Source organism: Streptomyces sp. 11-1-2 (assembly GCF_003595545.1).
Lineage (GTDB): Bacteria > Actinomycetota > Actinomycetes > Streptomycetales > Streptomycetaceae > Streptomyces > Streptomyces hygroscopicus_B.
The window spans coordinates 4,264,080-4,282,706 of the sequence record NZ_CP022545.1 but is presented as its reverse complement, the minus strand read 5'-3'; the positions used below and the strand labels follow the sequence as shown (position 1 = coordinate 4,282,706).

General features: G+C 70.9%; 13 protein-coding genes. 1 reads left to right on the top strand and 12 read right to left on the bottom strand.

Features of this window, described 5'->3' with window-relative positions:
* The 12 genes from CGL27_RS18230 to CGL27_RS18175 form a co-directional block, all read right to left on the bottom strand.
* Positions 1–1,425 (bottom strand): VWA domain-containing protein, encoded by a 1,425-nt coding sequence (locus CGL27_RS18230; RefSeq protein WP_119988467.1) that lies wholly within the window; start codon positions 1,423–1,425, stop codon positions 1–3.
* 22 nt (positions 1,426–1,447) lie between these two features.
* On the bottom strand, positions 1,448–2,803 hold the full coding sequence (locus CGL27_RS18225) for a PP2C family serine/threonine-protein phosphatase (protein WP_119988464.1): 1,356 nt from the start codon (positions 2,801–2,803) through the stop codon (positions 1,448–1,450).
* 3 nt (positions 2,804–2,806) lie between these two features.
* Positions 2,807–5,404: a serine/threonine-protein kinase gene (locus CGL27_RS18220; RefSeq protein ID WP_119988461.1), complete on the bottom strand. Its 2,598-nt coding sequence runs from the start codon at positions 5,402–5,404 to the stop codon at positions 2,807–2,809.
* On the bottom strand, positions 5,401–6,726 hold the full coding sequence (locus tag CGL27_RS18215; RefSeq protein ID WP_078641459.1) for a hypothetical protein: 1,326 nt from the start codon (positions 6,724–6,726) through the stop codon (positions 5,401–5,403). Before CGL27_RS18215 ends, CGL27_RS18220 begins: the two co-directional genes overlap by 4 nt.
* A 128-nt stretch (positions 6,727–6,854) precedes the next feature.
* Positions 6,855–7,874, bottom strand: coding sequence for a glutamate ABC transporter substrate-binding protein (locus CGL27_RS18210; RefSeq protein WP_240450544.1), 1,020 nt, complete (start codon positions 7,872–7,874; stop codon positions 6,855–6,857).
* A 20-nt stretch (positions 7,875–7,894) separates the two neighbouring features.
* Positions 7,895–9,304 carry a hypothetical protein gene (locus CGL27_RS18205; RefSeq protein ID WP_119988455.1) on the bottom strand — a complete coding sequence of 470 codons (1,410 nt, stop codon included), beginning with the start codon at positions 9,302–9,304 and terminating at the stop codon, positions 7,895–7,897.
* 134 nt (positions 9,305–9,438) lie between these two features.
* Positions 9,439–10,449 (bottom strand): BadF/BadG/BcrA/BcrD ATPase family protein, encoded by a 1,011-nt coding sequence (locus CGL27_RS18200; RefSeq protein WP_119994442.1) that lies wholly within the window; start codon positions 10,447–10,449, stop codon positions 9,439–9,441.
* An 80-nt stretch (positions 10,450–10,529) separates the two neighbouring features.
* The gene (locus CGL27_RS18195; RefSeq protein ID WP_119988452.1) at positions 10,530–11,792 is read right to left on the bottom strand and encodes a 6-phospho-beta-glucosidase; all 1,263 of its coding nucleotides are present in this window, start codon (positions 11,790–11,792) and stop codon (positions 10,530–10,532) included.
* Positions 11,789–12,694 (bottom strand): carbohydrate ABC transporter permease, encoded by a 906-nt coding sequence (locus CGL27_RS18190; protein ID WP_078641455.1) that lies wholly within the window; start codon positions 12,692–12,694, stop codon positions 11,789–11,791. Before CGL27_RS18190 ends, CGL27_RS18195 begins: the two co-directional genes overlap by 4 nt.
* A 15-nt stretch (positions 12,695–12,709) precedes the next feature.
* Positions 12,710–13,663, bottom strand: coding sequence for a sugar ABC transporter permease (locus CGL27_RS18185; protein ID WP_078641454.1), 954 nt, complete (start codon positions 13,661–13,663; stop codon positions 12,710–12,712).
* 11 nt (positions 13,664–13,674) lie between these two features.
* Complete coding sequence (locus tag CGL27_RS18180) at positions 13,675–15,003, bottom strand: extracellular solute-binding protein (RefSeq protein WP_078641453.1); 1,329 nt, start codon at positions 15,001–15,003, stop codon at positions 13,675–13,677.
* Between the two features lie 101 nt (positions 15,004–15,104).
* A complete protein-coding gene (locus CGL27_RS18175; RefSeq protein WP_119988449.1) occupies positions 15,105–16,340 on the bottom strand; it encodes an ROK family transcriptional regulator in 1,236 nt (411 codons plus the stop codon).
* A 238-nt stretch (positions 16,341–16,578) separates the two neighbouring features.
* Between CGL27_RS18175 and CGL27_RS18170 the strand changes: the two genes are divergently transcribed.
* A complete protein-coding gene (locus CGL27_RS18170; protein ID WP_240450543.1) occupies positions 16,579–18,561 on the top strand; it encodes a S53 family peptidase in 1,983 nt (660 codons plus the stop codon).
* The last annotated feature ends 66 nt before the right edge of the window (positions 18,562–18,627 follow it).

Genomic DNA, 18,627 nt, shown 5'->3' with positions numbered 1-18,627 from the left:
CTACTTCTTGACGCGAACTGTCTTGGTGGAGCGCGTTTCGAGTGTCATCTCGTCCGCCTCCGCGACCTTCGCCTTGAGTCGCACAGTACCTGCCGCCACATCGAGGACGTCCACCACCTTCGCAAGCAGTTTCGCCGTGTCCTCGTTCCCCGATGCGGTCGCCAGCTGTACGGCACGCCCCAGCTTCGCGGTCGCTTGTTCGGCATCGCCGGACTTGCGGGCATTCATGCCCTGTTGGATGACCTGGGCCAGTTCGGCTTGGCCCGTATAGTGCGCCACCTGCGGATTCATCGCGGTGGAGACGGCCAGGTCAGCCGTCCACACCGCGCGTACCAGCCCCTGTGCCAGCGGGCTCGGCGGGCTGTCGGCTCCGTCGGGCGGCGGCTGGACCAGGGAAATCCTGGCCGCGAGCATCTCCTGGCCGACCTCCGCCGCCGGAACTCTCACACACAGGTGATAGTCGCGGGACTCATCGCCCCAGGACCCGGTGGGATAGTCGCCCGCGCGCGGACCGGCTTCGACGCGGCGGGCGGTCAGATCCTCGACCGTCGGTGCGACCTGTTTCACATACGCCACTTCGGCGCCCTTGGGAGTCCACAGCCGGAGGCTGACGTCGGCGATCTCCTTGCCCATCGCCGCCTCCATCATCCGCGTGAAGTCCGCGGAGAGTCCGGCGGGATCGGCGACGATATCGGCCGTTCCGAGCAGGGCGGAGGCGATCCCGGTGACCTCCTCGACCTCCCAGTCCGTGCCCACCCCGCGGGCGTCGCAGGTGAAGCGGCCCGCGCAGGCGTCGAGCACCGCCCGCAGCCGCTGCGGCTCCTCGTGCTCGTTCCGGCCGTCGGTGAGCAGAATGCCGTGCCGGATCGTGGCATCGGCGGAGCCGAGCAGCAGGTCGGCCAGCAGCAGCCAGGTGCCGATCGCGGTGCCGCCGCCCGGACTCAGGCTCCGCAGCGCCTCCTTGGCCTGGGCGCGGGTGAGCGGATCGGCGATGGCCAGCCGCCCGTTGCCCGGAAAGACCTCGACCGCCTTATGGGTGCCCGCCACCACGGAGAAGGAGACGCCGTCGCGCACCGTGTCGATAGCGGCGGCGGTCGCCTCCCGCGCGTGGCGCATCTTCGTCGGCGGATAGTCCATCGAGCCGGAGCAGTCCACCATGATCACCACGGCCGCGCGGGCGGAGGCACCGCCCGGGACGCCCCCGCCGTCGTACGCGCCGGGGACGCCGTCGTACCCGCCGGGGACACCGTCGTACGCCTCGGGGGCGGCGGCGGGAGCGGGGATCGGCGGGCCTCCCGCGGCCCCGCCGCCGGACGAGGTGACGGTGATGATCGCGTTCACCTCGCGGCCTCCCTCGGGGAGGTACTCGTTCTGATAGACCTCGACCGAGAACCGCGGCGCGCCGGGCGTCGAGAAATGGGCCATATCATCCGCTCCTTGGCGACCGTCAGGCGGATCCTGCCCGGCCCGGGGTCGCGGGGAACGGCACGACCGCCACTGTTACGTTGTCGTGGCCCCCGCCGTCGAGGGCGTGGCCGACCAGGATCTGGGCGCTGTTCAGCGGCCGGGAGCGGGCGTCCGGCGGCATCGCGCGGGCCATCTGCTCCGCCGATTCGGCGTAGTTCCACAGCCCGTCGGTGCACACCACGACGACGCCCGGCCGGTCCGGTTTGTATGAGGCGGTGTGGGGCTCCAGCTCATACGCGTCAGCCCCGAGCCAGCCGGTGATGGCGTGGGCGCGCTCGTCCGCGTACGCCTCGGCCTCCGACATCAGCCCCGCGGCGACCATCTGGGCCGCCCAGGAGTCGTCCTCGGTGAGCCGGGCGGGCGGGGCCGTGCGGTCGTCGGGGACCCAGTAGGCGCGGCTGTCGCCGACCCAGCCGATGGTGAGGATGTCGCTGGTGACGACGGCGCTGACGATGGTGCAGGCCGGTGCGTTCTGATGGCGCTGGCCCTCGGGGTGCGCAGCGGCCGCGCCGGTCTCCACGGCCAGTGAGTTGACCGCCTCGGCGGCGGCGACGATCGCCTCGTTCATGGCCTGCTGGGGGTGGGCGCCGCGCGGCAGCGAGGCCCGCAGCGCCTCACCGGCCGCATGGGCCGCGGCGGCCGAGGCTTCGTCGGGGCGGGTGGCCGAGGAGACGCCGTCGCACACCACGGCGATCACGATCGGTGAGCCGTCGGGCAGCTCGGCGGTGGACACCGCGTACGCGTCCTCATTGCGGTGATGGCGCAGCCCTCGGTCGGTGGCCGCGGCGATGCCCTCCAACTCGCTCTCCATATGGTCGCGTTCGCGTGCCTGGGCGTGTCCGCAGCGCTCGCAGTATCCGTCCTGGTCGATGGTGCCCTCCTGGCACGCGGCGCACCGGGCGCGGTGCTCGCCGCCGGGCAGCCGGGGGTCCGCCCCGGTGCCGGTGCCCGCCGTGCTGCCCGTGCTGGTCGCCGCGCTGGTGTGCGTACTCGCGTTGGTCCCCGTGTCGATTTCCGCGGGGGTGCCGGTCTCGGTGGGTGGCGCCGCCTCGGGCGCGCCGAGCGTCCCGGCGGCCCGCGGATCGGCCGGCTGCCCGTACCCGTCGGGGGCCGGGGCGGCCAGCTCGTAGTCGTCCGGCTCCGGCTCAGGGTGGGGGGACCGCGCCGCGCCGTTCAGCTGCGGTGGCACCGGCCGGTCGCCGGGCGCCTGCGCCGCCGGCGTGGCCGCCGCCGTCAGATCGGCACCGCACTGATCGCAGTATCTGTCTCCCGCCTGCGGCGGCTCATCACAGGTCGGGCAGGCTGACAGCTGGGCTGGCTGCGGCATCTGCGACATCGATCACACCCACGTCCTGGGGCGGAAACGGTTGGCCCGCTCCACCAGTTCGATCCTCTCCTCGCCTCGCTGCGCGAGTCTGGCGAGTACCCGGTACGAGCGCTCCAATCCGAAGCGCAGCCCGCGCTCGTCGAGGCTGCTGCCGAGCAGAGGCGGCCGGTTGTGTCCCGGGGGCGCCCCGCTGCTGCCGGACAGTACCCAATCCAGGGCGCTGCCCAGGACCTCCGTACGCAGCCGCTCGCGCCGCACCGCGTCAAGACCGAACTCGCCCAGCCGCTCGACCTGGGCGGCCGAGGCCGCCAGATCGCCCAGCAGGGCGTCGTACGGGGCGCGCTGGCGCAGCCGGGCCCGTACGGCGGCGACCCGCGCCGCCGTGTAGTGGATCGAGGACTCCGGGACCGATTCCAGCGCCCGCACCGCGCCCGCCCGGTCCCCGGAGCACAGCAGGACCCGGGCGAGGCCGAAGGCGGCGCTCACAAAGCTCGGGTCGGTGGCCCACACCAGCCGGTAGTACTCCGCGGCGTTGTCCAACTGGCCCAGGACCTCGGCGCAGACGCCGAGCGCCAGCTTCGGCGCGGGCTCACCGGGGAACGCGTCGTAGACGGCGTCGAAGGAGAGCGCGGCCGTCTCGCGGTCGCCGGTGCTCAGCGCGTGCAGCCCCCGGTACCAGACGATCCGCCAGTCGTCGCTGTACGCGGCCTCCAGACCGGTGAGCGCGACGCCCGCGTCCTGCTCCTGGCCCAGCTCGAGCTGGGCGCGGACCCGGCGCAACCGCAGCTCGACCGAGTCGACGGGCGCGGTCCGCAGCGCGGCGCTCATCTCGGCGGGCTCGGCGGCCAGCAGCCCGGCCAGGAATCCGGCGTTGGGGTCGTCCGGGTCCACCAGCGGGACCGGGAGCGCCAGCGCGGTGGCTCCCCCTTCCAGCGTGGCGATGGCCGGCAGCGGCAGGGCCAGCGGGCCCGGCGGCCGCTGCGCGGGGACGGGCGCGGTGGCGCCCCGGCCGATGGGCCGGGCGCCCAGCAGGGACGGATCCTGGCCGTCGTCGGCGAACAACTCGGTGTCCACGACGCGTGGTTCCGGTCCGAAGAGGGTGGACAGGGCCGGCCGGGGCCGCCCGGTCTGCAGCGCCACGACCTCCCGCAGCACCCCGGTCAGCTGGTCGGCCATCTCCCGCGCGGAGGCGAAGCGGCGCCCCGGGTCCGGGTCGGTGGCCCGCACCAGCAGCCGGTAGAAGGATTCATAGCGCCGGAAGACCTCGATGTGCTCGGGGTCCGGCAGGCTGTCCACGAAGACGTTCGTATAGCCCTGGAAGTCGAAGGTGAGCACGGCCAGGGTGCGCGCCACCGTGTAGAGATCGGAGGCGACCGACGGGCCGGTCTCGGCGATCTCGGGGGCCTGGTAGCCGACCGTCCCGTAGATGGGGCTGTCGTGGTCGTCCATCCGCCGGACCGCGCCCATGTCGATCAGCTTGAGCTGGTCCTGCTGCTGAATGGCGTTGTCGACCTTGAAGTCGCAGTAGAGCAGATTGCGGCTGTGCAGATGGCCCAGCGCCTCCAGGGCCTCGATGCCGTAGGCGCAGGCCTGCTCGACGGGCAGCGGATGGCGCCGGCCGTCGGTGGTGCGCAGGGCGTTGGCGATGTCCTTGAGGGACTTGCCGCCCACGTACTCCATGACGATGTAGCCGTCGAGGCTGCCGGTGCGCTGGTCGAGATGCTCGACGAAGTTGTAGATCCGGACGATGTTGGAGTGCTCGATCTCGGCGAGGAAGCGGCGCTCGGAGACGGCGGCCGCCAGGGCCTCCTCGTCGCCCGTGTCCAGCAGGCCCTTGAGGACCACCCAGCGGTCCGACACCGCGCGGTCGATGGCCAGATAGATCCAGCCGAGCCCGCCGTGCGCCAGACAGCCCGCGACCTCGTACTGGCCGTGGACGATGTCACCGGGGTTCAACTTCGGTACGAACGAGTACGGATGGCCGCATTTGGTGCAGAACCCCTCGGTGCGGCCCGGCCGCTCGCCGCGGGCGCGGCCCACCGGGGCACCGCAGTCCCCGCGGCTGCAGAACCGCTTCCGCTCGGGGACCTCGGGGTCCGCGAGCACCGCCGTCCGCGGATCGGGACGGGGCACATCCGGGACGCTGACCAGACCGGCGCCCAGTGCGTTCCGCCCGGAGGAGGCCGAGGTGGAGGAGCGGGAGCTGCGCACCGAGACCGAACGCGACGAGGTCCGACCGGACATGGAGCGGGACAGCCGCCCGGACACCGAGCGCCGGGACGAGGAGGAGCGTGCCGAACGCGATCGGCCCGAGGCGCCGGACGAGGAGTCCCGGCCGGACAACGGGGAGGATCCTTGGCCGGACGGCAGGGAGGAGCCCCTGACCGACGACGAGGATCCGCCGCCCGACGACGAGCCCCCTCCCGAGGACGAGGAGCCCCCGACCGGTCCGCCCCGCCCGGTGATCCCGGTGGGCGGTGAGGCCACCAACCCCTGCGGTGAGACGACCGGGGCCATACCGCAGACATCGCAGTACAGCTCACCTCCGCCCACGTCCTCGTAGGACCCGCCGCAGTCACGCCGCTGGCAGGCGGCGACCGCCGCAGTCATTTCGTGCCTCCCTCGATACCTTCGTCGGCCGGGCCCGTCTGGCGTGGCACCAGGGCCTCGGCCGCCGCCCGCTGATAGCGCAGCACGGCCTGCTCGGCCACCCGCAGATCACACGGGGCGCTCCACAGCATCCGGCGGGCCGCGTCATACCGCTCCACCAGCATCGGATCCTCCGCCATGCCGTGGCGGGCGACCTTCGCCTTGTACGCGTCGAGACGGCCGCGCAGCTCGGCGCGGACCGCCAGCGGCGCGGTGACCGCGGTCAACGACTCGCGGGCCCGCAGCAATTCGTCGTCGGCGCGCTGCTCCAGGCTCTCCAGCAGCGGCGAGAGCCGGTGCCACTGGGAGCGCCTGCGGTAGTCGGCGGCGGCGACCAGCTGCTCGTGCAGCGCGGTCGGCGGGCCGCTGACGGCCGGCACCTCCGACGCCGCGATCTTCGCGAGCACCTCACCGCGCGCCTGGCGCGCCTCCGCCAGGGTGCGATCGGCGCGGGAGAGCACATCCCGCAGCCGCATCAGCCGCCGCTCGGCGTCCTGCCGCACATCCAGGACCGCCTCGATCTCCCGTCGCACATCCTCCAGGGCGCGGGCGGAGCGGTCATAGCGCTGGGTGTCGGGGCTGCCGCCGCCGGGGGCGGAGCTGCCGCCGGCCGGTTTCCAGAAGGCCAGCGGGTCGGAGACCACTTCGGCGCGCAGCGCGGTCAGCTCGGCGGTGATCTGCTCCAGATCGTCCCCCGAGGGGTGCTCGCCGGGACGCACTCCGACGGAGTGGGCGAGCGAACGGGTGCGGTGCAGCTCGGCGGAGAGCATGTCGATCCGGGCGGGCAGCGCGGACCATACGGCGTCGGCGCTGACGATGACGCCCAGGGCCTCCGCGTACCAGCGGTTCATCCGGTCGACCAGCCGGTCCAGGCTCAACTCCTCGCTGAGCAGGGGCGATCCGCCGAGGGTGGCGCTGCTGGGCAGGGTGATCGCGGTGCCGCACAGCAGCTCGGTGAGCTCGGTCAGCTCTTCCTGCGTCGGCCAGCGGTGACGGGAGCGCAGCTCACGGGCGCGGGTGAGGGCCTCGGAGTACGCGTCGAAGTAGCTCCAGAGGAGAGAGATGGCCTGCTCGGTGGTGGACCACCGGTCCTTGGTGACGCCCGTGAGCTCGGCGCCCTCGAGAAGCCTTCTGCCCGCGTGGTCCTGGAGGGCGAGCAGCGAGGACTCGATCGCCTCGTGTTCGGCGGCGAGCTTCGCCAGCGCGCGGTCCACCTCCTCACGGCCCATGACCGGGCCGTCGGGTGCCCCCGCGAAGCTGGGGAAGGGTCCCGGGACCCCCATCGATCACCTCTCCATGTCCGTAACCGTTGTGTGATCCGTCTGCAGCGTCATCCCTACGCGTGTGAGGCGGGTGCTAATCCTTGCCGGTCCGTGATCCTTGCACGTACCCGATGTGTCCGGGTCCGGCGCTAGTCCTTGTACTCGGGGGCGGGTGGTGCCGGATTCTCCTGTGCCGTGCTGAAGTCCTTGGCGAGCCACTTCTGGTAGGCCCGCATCCAGGGGCTGCCGGCACCGCCCTGGCGGTAGTTCTCCAGAACCTTGTTGACCCGGCGTACCAGGTCGTCGTCGTCCTTGTTCATCGCCACGCCGTAGAGCTCATCGGTGAATCGCGAGCCGACCAGCTTGACGGAGGGGTCCTGGGCCGCCTGGCCGGCCGCCAGCGCATTGTCGGTGATCACCGCGTCCACCTGGCCGAGTTGCAGCCTGACCAGACAGTCCAGCTGGTTGGGAACGGGCTTGACCTTGATCGCGCCCAGATGCTCGGCTCCGGTGTCCGGCTTGTCCAGCTCGGCCTCGGCGGTGGAACCCTGCGCGGTGCAGACCTTCTTGCCGCGCAGGGTCTTGTTGTAGCCGGTGATGGACGAGTCGTCGGCGACCAGCACCTGCTGCCCGGCCTGGAAGTACGCGGTGGAGAACGCGACGTCCTTGATCCGGTCGCAGTTGATGGTCATGGTGCGCACCACGACGTCCACCTTGCCCTGTTGCAGGGCCTTGATGCGCTGACTGGTGGGGATGGTGCGGAAGATGACCGCGTCCGGATCGCCGAATATGTCCTCGGCTATGGCGTGCACCAGGTCGATGTCGAAGCCGGTGAGGTCGCCGGTGGCCGGATCGCGGTATCCCCAGCGGTAGCTGTTCTGGTCGACGCCGGCGATCAGCTTGTTGAGCTTATGGCCGTTGACCTCACGGTTCTTGATCCGCTTGATGGCCGGGCCGCTGGCGCTGGACGGGCGCAGGCTCGCCTCGGGATCGCGGCAGCTGTCCGTCGCGGCCTCGGCCTCGGCGTCGGCCCGCATCGTCTGCGGGCGCTGCGCACCGCCCTTGCTGTCGCCGTGGCCGCCGTCGTCCATCATCGCCGGCACCGCGATGGCCGTGGCCACGCCCAGGGCGCATACCGTCACCGCGGCGGCCGATCGCAGCGATCGCATGCTTCCGCCCCCCATCGTCCTCATCGGTACTCCGACAGTCTGCGGCCTATGCCCAGCACCGCGCCCGCGGCTCCCAGCACGGCCAGCACCCCGGCGCCCAGCGCCATGGCGGTGAACGCGCCGCGTCCGTCGTCGGCGGCCTGCTGGAACTCCCGCTGCTCGTGGTCGAGGGCCTCGGCCAGCTGGCTGTCCACCGCGTCGAAGGACTCGCCGGTGCTGTCCTTGGCGCCGATGACCTTGGTCAGCGCCGTCTTGTAGTCGCCCCCGTCATCGGCGGTGCGGGCGGCCTTGTGCCGCACCTGCCACTCCTTGACCCGGTCGGCGGCCTTCTCCAGCGGCTCACGGCCCGCGTCGTCGTCCGCGAGGGCGCGCGCCTTGTCCAGCAGGCTGCCCTCCGCGGGACGGCCGCCGGACGACTCCCCCACGAGCGCGGACATCCGCGAGCCGTAGCTGACCTCGTAGGCGTCCTTGCCCTTGTTGGCACCGTCCTCGTCGACGACGACCGCGCCGCGCGCCACCAGGGTCAGATTCTCGTCGGCGCGGGCCCGCAGGGAGTCGATCCGCGCCTCGTTGAGCACCTGGAGGGACTTCGCCCCGTGGTCGTTGGAGTCGCTGAGCTCGGTGCTGGCGACCGCATGGCCGACCACCAGCCACAGCATCACCACCGTGGAGGCGGCCGTGGCGGCGAGCATGCCGTGGTTGAGCACCCGGTTCGTCCGCTGGTAGTGGCGGCGCTGGGCCCACCCCAGCGCGCCCAGGGCGACCAGGCCGGTGCCGATCGCCACCCACGGCCATGCCTCGGCGTCCTCGTAGTCATCCCCGAGACGGGCGGTCTCGGCCTGATAGAGCCTGCCCGCGGCGGGCAGCAGCCGGGTGCGCATGGTGTCGTTGGCATAGCGCAGATAGGCGCCGCCCAGCGGCAGCCCCTGGCGGTTGTTGGCGCGCGCGGAGTCGACCAGCCCGGTGTACACCGGCAGCAGCTGATTGATCTTCCGTATCTCGTCGCGGGCGGAGGCCGAGCCTCCTGTATTGGCGGCGGCGCTCACCAGCAGCTTGGAGGCGGTGTCGATGTCCCGCACATACCGCTGGCGGACCTGCGCGGGCTCCTGGCCGCCCGCCAGGAAGCCACGGGTCGCCGTGGTGTCCGCGTCGGCCAGGGAGCGGTAGATCTGTGCCGCGTCGGCGCTCAGCGGCTGGCTGCGCTCGGCCACGGCGTCCGCCGCGGTCTGCCGGTCGGAGACCTGCCAGGCCGTGACCGCGCCGAACGCGATCACCAGCGCGGCCAGCACCGCCCCGATGACGCGCAGCCGGCCGGGCTCGGTCGTCGCCGCCGCCCGCGCCCGGTCGAGCCCCTCACGCCACGCGGTCCGCGGCGGGCCCGCGGGCACGGGTGGCGGCGCGGCTCTGCCGGTGGTCGGCGGGTATGACACAAGACCTCCCCCTTCGCCCGGATTCCGTAGTTGGTGTCGCGGTCGGTGTCGCAGCAGTATGGACCGCGGCGCCAGGAGAGGTCACCGGTCGAGCCTGGATCTTGTTCGGATCGCGATCTTCCCTCCCCTTTTCATTACGCTTCGGACGGACTTTCGGTTCCACTTTCCGTGTCATCAGCTGGGGCGTAGTGCGCGCGCAGCCGGGCGTACGCCGCCTCGGGCGCGCCGGTGCGGTCCAGGCCCAGCAGCGCGGCGCCCAGCACCGGCGGTGCGGTGACCACCCGCGGCTCGGCCTTCGGGGCGCGCTCCGCCAGCAGTTCGCGGATCCGGTCGTCCAGCAGCGGATGGCGGGCCGCGAGCACCCCGCCGCCCAGCACCACCGGTGTCTCCTCGCCCAGCAGATCGAGACGGCCGAGGGCGACCGTGGCCATGGTCACCACCTCCTCCGCCTGGCGGTCGACGATCGCCCGCGCGATCTCGTCGCCGGCGTCGGCCACCGCGAAGAGCACCGGCGTCAGCTCATGCCGCCTGGCCCCGTCCAGCCGGCCCAGATGCAGCGCCTCGATCAGCTCGTACATGGTGGTCAGGCCGAACTGCGCGGGCAGGGCGCGGGCCAGCTCGGTCGGCTCGCCGCGGCCGTCCTCCGCACGCGCCGCCCACCACAGCGCCTCCTCCGACAGATAGCCTCCGCCGCCCCAGTCGCCGGAGATCCGGCCGATGGCGGGGAAGCGGGCCACCCGGCCGCCGTGACCGATCCCGGCGCAGTTGATGCCCGCGCCGCAGACCACGGAGACGCCGGTCGGCTCGCCGTCGTCGGCGACCCCGGCCCGCAGCAGGGCGAAGGTGTCGTTGGCGACCGTGACGGTGGCGCCCCAGCCGCGATCGGCCAGTACGCCCGTCAGCTCTTCCTCCTCGCTGGGCAGATCGGCGTTGGCCAGGCATGCCGAGATATGCCCCGCGCGCGGTGGACCGGATCCGCCCGCCTGCCGCGCAGCCTCCTCCACCAGGGGCGCGAGCGAGCCGACCGCGGCCTCGGCGCCCACGACGGGCGGCCGGAAGCCGCCGCCGCGGGCCGCGCCGAGGACGGAGCCGTCCGGGCCGACGAGCGCGACATCGGTCTTGCTGTTGCCCGCGTCGATCGCCAGGACCGACCGGTCCGGCTCAGACGCGGAGGAAGCTGAGGCAGGAGACGAAGGGGAAGGAGAGGGGGTCGATACGGACTGGGTCAGGCCCACGCCAGATGCTCCCGGTTGTGCGCGATGAGGTCGTCGGTCAGCTTCTCGGCGTATTCGATCTGGCCGATGAGAGGGTGGGACAGCAGCGCCTGGAAGACCCGCTCCCGGCCGCCCTTCAACGCCGCCTCCAGCGCCAGGTGTTCGTACGCCGTGACATTGGAGACCAGGCCGGCGAACAGGGGCTCGAGGGGGCGCACGGGCAGAGGCTTCGCGCCCTGTGCGTTGACGGCCGCCGGGACCTCGATCACCGCGTCGTCGGGCAGGAAGGGCAGGGTGCCGTCGTTGAGCGTATTGACGATCCGCACCTCACCGGTGTCGCCCAGCAGGGACGAGGTCAGATCGACCGCCGCCTCCGAGTAGAACGCCCCGCCGCGCTTGCCGAGCAGCTCGGGCTTCTCGTCCAGCGTCGGATCGCCGTACATCTCCAGCAGCTCCCGCTCGATCGCCGCGACCTCCGCCGCCCGGGAGGGCTTGCTGCGCAGCTCCCTGACCACCGCGTCGTGCTGGTAGAAGTAGCGCAGATAGTAGGAGGGGACGACGCCGAGCCGGTCCACCAGCGTGCGCGGCATCCGCAGATCGTCGGCGATCGCCTCGCCGTGCTCCGCGAGCAGCTTGGGCAGCACATCCTCGCCGTCGGTGCCGCCGATGCGCACCGCGCGCTCCCAGGTGAGGTGGTTCAGGCCCACATGCTCCAGCGTCACCTCGCCAGGGGTCACGCCCAGCAGTTTCGCGAACTTCCGCTGGAAGCCGATGGCGACATTGCACAGCCCGACCGCCCGGTGCCCGGAGGTGAGCAGCGCCCGGGTCACGATCCCGACCGGGTTGGTGAAGTCCACGATCCAGGCGTCGGGGTTGCGGCGGCGCACCCGCTCGGCGATGTCCAGCACCACCGGGACGGTGCGCAGCGCCTTGGCCAGTCCGCCCGCGCCGGTGGTCTCCTGTCCGACACAGCCGCACTCCAGCGGCCAGGTCTCGTCCTGATTCCGCGCGGCCTGACCGCCGACCCGCAGCTGCAGCAGGACCGCGTCCGCGCCGTCCACGCCCGCGTCCAGGTCGTCGGTCCACGAGATGGTGCCCGGGTGGCCCTGCTTGGCGAAAATCCTGCGCGCCAGCCCGCCGACCAGCTCCAGCCGGTCGGCGGCCGGGTCGATCAGGACGAGCTCCTCCAGCGGGAGCGCGTCCCGCAACCGGGCGAATCCGTCGATGAGTTCGGGGGTGTAGGTGGATCCGCCCCCCACGACTGCGAGCTTCAACCCTTGACTCCTGTCAGTGTGACGCCTTCGACGAAGGCTTTTTGAGCGAAGAAGAAGACGATGATGACGGGGGCCATGACGAGCAAGGTCGCGGCCATCGTCAGATTCCAGTTGACGCTGTGCGCGCTCTTGAAGCTCTCCAGGCCGTAACTGAGTGTCCAGGCGCCCGGATTCTGCGCGGCGTAGATCTGCGGGCCGAAGTAGTCGTTCCAGCAGTAGAAGAACTGGAAGAGCGCGACGGCCGCGATCCCCGGCTTGGCCATCGGGACCACGATGCGCAGCAGCGTGCCGAGTTCACCGCTGCCGTCGACCTTCGCCGATTCCAGGTACTCCCGGGGAATCGTCAGCAGGAACTGGCGCAGCAGAAAGATGGAGTACGCGTCACCGAACGCCATCGGAATGATCAGTGGCCACAGTGAACCCGACAGATGAAGCTGCTGGGCCCAGACCAGATACATCGGGATCACGATCACCTGCGGCGGCAGCATCATCGTGGAGATGACCATGATCATGGCGGTGCGGCGACCGCGGAAGCGGAATTTGGCGAGGGCGTAGGCCACCGGAATGGAGGAACAGACCGTGAACAGGGTGCCGAGCCCGGCGTACAACAGCGAATTGCGCCACCAGTCCAGAAAGCCCGGAGTGTTGAAGACATCGGCGTAATTCGACCAGTTCCATTCGGTGGGCCACAGATCGCCGCTCAGCGCCTGGTCATCGCTCATCACCGAGGTCAGGAAGACGAAGACGAAGGGCAGGATGAAGAAGAGCGCGGCGGCGATGGCGACCGTGTGCACGGCGATCCAGTGCAGCGCGGCGCGGCGGCGGGCGGCAGGGGCGGGGGAGCGGCCGGCGGCGGGCCGCGCGGGCGCGGATGGCGCCGAGAGGGCGGTGGTGGCGGTCATGGCGGATCGGTCCTCTCAGTCCTCGGCCGACAGCAGTCCGGCGCGCTTGCGCATCAGCAGCGTCGTCACGGCCATCGCGATCGCGAACAGCACGAGCGAGAGCACGCAGGCGGCTCCGGTGTTGAAGTTCTGGAAGCCGAGCGAGTAGACGAGCTGCGGCACGGTGAGCGTGGAGTGGTCGGGATAGCCGGGCTGGATGACCGTTCCGGGCCCGACGCTGACCCCGGAGGCGAGCTTTCCGGCGACCAGCGCCTGGGTGTAGTACTGCATGGTCTGGACGACGCCCGTCACGACCGCGAACATCACGATCGGAGTGATCGACGGCCAGGTCACATAGCGGAACTTGTGGAACGCCCCGGCGCCGTCGAGCTCGGCCGCCTCGTACTGCTCCTTGGGCACATCCAGCAGGGCCGCCATGAAGATGACCATGAGATCCCCGATGCCCCACAGGGAGAGCAGCACGAGGGACGGCTTGGCCCAGGCCGGGTCGTTGAACCAGTTCGGCGCGTGGATCCCGATAGTCCCGAGGATGTCGTTCACCGGGCCGGTACCGGGATTGAGCAGAAAGACGAAGGCGACGGTGGCCGCCACCGGAGGGGCGAGATACGGCAGATAGAAGGCGGTGCGGAAGAATCCCACCCCGGACTTGATCTTGGTGACCAGCAGCCCGATGCCCAGGCCGAAGACGACCCGCAGCGCCACCATGACCACGACCAGCCAGAGCGTATTCCACAGCGCCGGTCCGAACAGCGGCATCTGCTCCAGCACATAACGCCAGTTGCGCAGCCCCACGAAGGTCGGGGCCTCGATCTGGTTGTAGTGCATGAACGAGAAGTAGACGGTGGCGATCAGCGGATAGCCGAAGAAGACGGTGAAGCCGACCAGCCAGGGGGAGAGAAAACCGAGGGTGCGCAGCCGCTCTCGCCGTGCTTTGCGGCGCAGAGCGGGGGCGTTCGTCAAGGTGGCCATATCGCACTCCGTCAGTTCTGTGCCTGGAGATTGTCGGCGTCTATCTCGTCATCGAGTTTCCGTAGCCCCGCGTCCAGATCGTGCACCTTGCCCGCCTCGACGCCGTAGGAGAAGTCCTGCAGCGAGGTGACGTACTGACCGCCGTTGATCGAGGGCGGCAGGGCGGTGCTGTAGCGGTTCTGCGCGATATCGAGGAAGGCCCGGAAGGTGGGATCCGAGTCCAGTTTCGGGGAGGTGAGCGCGGCCTTGGTGGACGGCACATTGTGAATGGCGTTGGCGAAGGCGACCACCTGATCGGTGTTGGCGGTCAGGAACTTCACCAGCTCCCAGGCGGCGTTCTGGTGGGTGCTGCTGTGCGCGATGCCGACCACGGTGCCGGTGAGATAGCCCCGGCCATAGGTTTCGGGCCGGTCGTCGGGCACGGGCAGCGGAGCGGTGTCCCACTTGAACTTCGCGCCCTTCATGAAGAGCCCGCGCCATTCGCCGTCCATATGCATGGCGAGCTTTCCGGTGAGAAAGGCGTTCTGGGACGACATCTCATCGCCGAACGAGGTCCGGAACGTCTCCAGCGGGCCATAGCCGCCCTGGCTCCGGATCAGCTCCCGGGTGGTGGCGTAGAACTCCTTGGCCGCCTTCTCCTTCGCCAGCCGCGCCTTGCCGTCCTTGTTGAAATAGGACGGGCCCCACTGGGCGAAGAGCCGGTCCGGGCTGTTCTGGTAGAGCCGGAAATTGGGCATGAACCCCACCCGCTGATAGCCGCCGCTCTTGGTGCGCTTGGTCAGCTTGACGGCGTCGCGCCGCAGCTCCGACATGGTGCGCGGCGGCCGCTTGATGCCCGCTTCCGCGAAGGCGTCCTTGTTGTAGTACATGCCGTACGCGTCGGCGAGCAGTGGGAGGGCGCACTGGTCGCCCTCGTAGCTCGTGTAGTCCAGCAGCGTTTTCGGAAAGACCTTGGCCTTGTCCAGCCCGGTCTTCCTCATGAACGGATTGAGGTCCACCCACATCCCGGACGAGCAGTACTGCCCCACATTGTTGGTGGTGAAAGAGGAGACGACATCGGGGGCGTCGCTTCCACCGGCCCGCAGCGCCTGGTTCACGGTGGCGTCGGTGACGTTCCCGGTCGCCTTCACCTTGATATTGGGGTGGAGCTTCTCGAACCGGGCGATGCCGGCATCGATCGCCTTCACCTCGCTCTTCTCCGACCAGCCGTGCCAGAACTTCAGCGTGACGGGTTTGGTCGGATCGTCCTCGGCGCTGCCGGTGCTGGGATTGGCGCAGCCCGTCAGGAGGAGGGCGCCGGCGCTCAGCACCGACGCGAGAGCGGCCAGTTTTCGTGGCATGGGGGACTTCCTTTACTGCGGTACGGGGGGACGGCAGGGGGAAGCGGCGGTGCGGGCGCCGGATGATGAACGAGGACGTACGGGGAGAGTGGGGCGGTGAATCAGGCGTCGAATCGGGCGGTATCGAAAACGGTCTGACGGGCATCGGCGACCGCCGTCCGCAGTGCGCCGATGAGAATCGGATCCCCCTCGATCTCACTGATCCGCAACTGCGGGCGGGGCAGTGCGAGACCGGTCATCTCCGCCTCGACCAGCTGACGCAGGCGCTCCCCGCCGGCCTGGGCGACCTCACCCGAAAGGACGACCAGCTCCGGGTCGACCACGGCGACGACGGAGGCCAGCCCGGTGGCCAGCCGGCGGGCCAGCTCGGTCAGCACCTCGTCGCCCGCGCCGGGAGTGCGCAGCGCGGCGGCGAGCGCCTTGGTGGCCGTGGGCGCGTCGATCCCGTGGCCACGGGCCAGCTCCACGACGGCGGGCGAGCCGACCAGCATCTGGAACCCCCCGCCCCCGTCCGGCCGGGCGGCCTCGTTCGGCCCGCCCCGGGCCAGCGGGGCGCCCGGCAGCGGCATATAGCCGATCTCCCCGGCCCCGCCGGTGGCGCCGCGCAGCAGGGTGCCGCCGAGCACGATGGCCGCGCCGACCCCCTCATCGGCCCAGACCAGCGCGAAGTCGTCGAAGTCCTGGGCGGTGCCGTGGTGCTGTTCGGCGATGGCGGCGAGATTGACGTCGTTCTCGATGACGATCGGGGTGTGCAGCACCTCGGCCAGCTCGTCCCGCAGGGTGCGGGACTGCCAGCCGGGCAGATGCGGGGCGTAGCGCAGCTTCCCGGTGCGCGGGTCGAGCGCGCCGGGGGTGCCGATCACCGTGGAGTGCAGATCGTCGCGGCCGAGCCCGGCGGCGGCCAGCGCGCCGTCCACCGCCTCGGCGACCAGCTCTCCGGTCCGGTTGGTCACGCTCTCGTCGGTCGCCGGGGCCGTCACCCGGTGCTCACCGGCCACCTGGCCGGTGATGCTGGCGACGGCGGCGGTGATGCCCTCCTGGTCGACGGCGAGCGCGGCCACATGGGCGGCGGCCGGATCGATCTCGTAAAGCTGCGCGTTGGGCCCCGGCCGTCCGGTGACGTTGCCGGTCGTGCGGACCAGGCCGACGGACTCCAGGCGGGTCAGTAGCTGGGAGGCGGTGGGCTTGGACAGCCCGGTCAGCTCCCCGAGCCGGGTCCGGGTGAGCGGCCCGTGTGCGGACAGCAGTTCCAGTGCGGCGCGGTCGTTCATGGCGCGGAGGACGCGGGGAGTCCCGGGCGTGCCGCCCTGCGTGCTGCTGCCGGGTGGTGCGGCCATGTGCTGCCCCCGTCCTCACTCTGTTAAGAAAGTTTCCTATTGATGAACAGCAAGCTAGGGGGCGGACCGGGGTGGCGTCAATGGGTCATGAGTGGGCTTTCCTTGGCGGGTTCTTGGCGAAGAGATGGATCTCGCATGTACCTGGCATGGACAAGTCACCGTAAGAGTGGCCTGCGGTGGGGTGGCTGTGATCGCCGGCCCCCACCGGAATGCGACTACTCGTATCGCAGGGGGTTTGGTGAGATCTTCTTCCCGGAAGCGCGCGGCCCGTTCCAGACAGCGCACGGCCTTGGGGCTGGCGGCGGCGCTGCCGTTGGTGGCCGGTGCGCTGGCACTGGGCATACCCACGGCCCAGGCCGACTCCGCACCACAGAGCCGTGACACCCTGAGCGGCACCAAGCCCACCTGGGCGACGGTGCGTTCGGACCGCGGCGCCACCGATGACGGCAATAAGGTCACCGCCCGCGTGTACCTCGCCGGACGGGACGCCAAGGGGCTGGCCGACTACGCGAAGGCCGTGTCCGACCCCTCCTCGCCGGACTACGGCAGGTATCTCTCGATCCGGCAGACCCAGGCACGTTTCGGAGCGACACGGCAACAGAAGGACGCCGTGACCGCCTGGTTGAAGGGCTCCGGGCTCGACGTCACCGGCGGCAACCAGCACTATCTGTCCGTCACCGGCGAAGTCGCCGCCGCCGAGCGGGCGTTCGGCACCCAGCTGCGCAACTACACCAAGGACGGCACGGTCTACCGGGCGCCGTCGAACGCGGCCACTGTGCCCGCCTCGCTCCATGGCGCCGTGCTGACCGTCGTCGGCCTGGACAACGCGCCCAAGCGGGTCAAGCACGACGAGACCCTCCCGCCCCCCGGACCGGTCTTCAAGAACGCCGGGCCGTTCTCCACCTCCTACGGCTCCCGGACCAACCGGAGCCTGCCGTCGGCGTACGGCGCCAAGCAGCCGTACGCGATCAAGGGGTACACCGGCGAGCAGCTGCGTGCCGCCTACGGCGCCAAGAGCCGTAACACCGGTAAGGGCGTCACCGTCGCCATCACCGACGCCTTCGCCTCGCCGACGATCGCCGCGGACGCCGCCGAGTACGCCCAGCGCAACGGCGATGCGGCCTACCGCAAGGGCCAGCTGACGCAGGTGCTGCCGGCCGACTACCGGAACACCGAGGAGTGCGACGCGGGCGGCTGGTACGGCGAGGAGACCCTCGACGTCGAGGCGGTACACGCGGTGGCGCCCGCGGCCGACATCGTCTACGTCGGCGGAGCCTCCTGCACCGACGACGATCTGCTCGACTCGCTCGCCAAGGTCGTCGACAACCGGCTGGCCGACATCGTCTCCAACTCCTGGGGCGATGTGGAGGCCAACGAGACGCCGGACGTGGCCGCCGCCTACGACCAGATCTTCCAGCAGGGCGCGGTCGAGGGCATCGGCTTCTACTTCTCCTCCGGTGACAACGGCGACAACGTGGCGTCCACCGGCACCAAGCAGGTCGACACCCCGGCCAACTCGGCGTGGGTGACGGCGGTCGGCGGCACCTCCCTGGCCGTCGGCAAGGGCGACAAGTACCAGTGGGAGACCGCCTGGGGCACCACCAAGGCCAACCTCTCGGCCGACGGCACCAACTGGGACGCGCTGCCCGGCGGGTACACCTCCGGCGCCGGCGGCGGCACCAGTAAGACCGTCGCCCAGCCCTTCTACCAGCGCGGAGTGGTGCCGGACTCGCTCGCCCTGGCAGACGGCGGCACGGCCAAGCGGCGGGTGACCCCGGACGTCGCGGCCGTGGCCGACCCCAACACCGGCTTCCTGGTGGGCCAGACGCAGACCTTCCCGGACGGATCGCTCCAGTACGGCGAGTACCGCATCGGCGGCACCTCGCTGGCCGCGCCCGTGATCGCCGGTGTCCAGGCGCTCGCCCAGCAGGCGCGCGGCGGCCAGCCGATCGGCTTCGCCAACCCGTCGCTGTACGACCGGTACGGCACCGCCTCGTACCACGATGTGACCGACCACCCGCTGGGCGCCGGTGTCTCGCTGGGCGTGGTCCGGGTCGACTACGTCAACAGCCACGACGACTCCGACGGGCTGGTGACCTCGCTGCGCAGCCTCGGCCGGGACAGCTCGCTGCACGCGGTCGTGGGCTACGACGATGTGACCGGCGTGGGCACCCCCGCGGCCGGCTACCTCAGCTCGTTCGGCGGACACCACCGCCGCTGAGCCGGGCCTGAGCTCCTTACGGTTCTCATCGGGCTCCCGTCCCTCCCCGGGGCGGGAGCCCTGCCA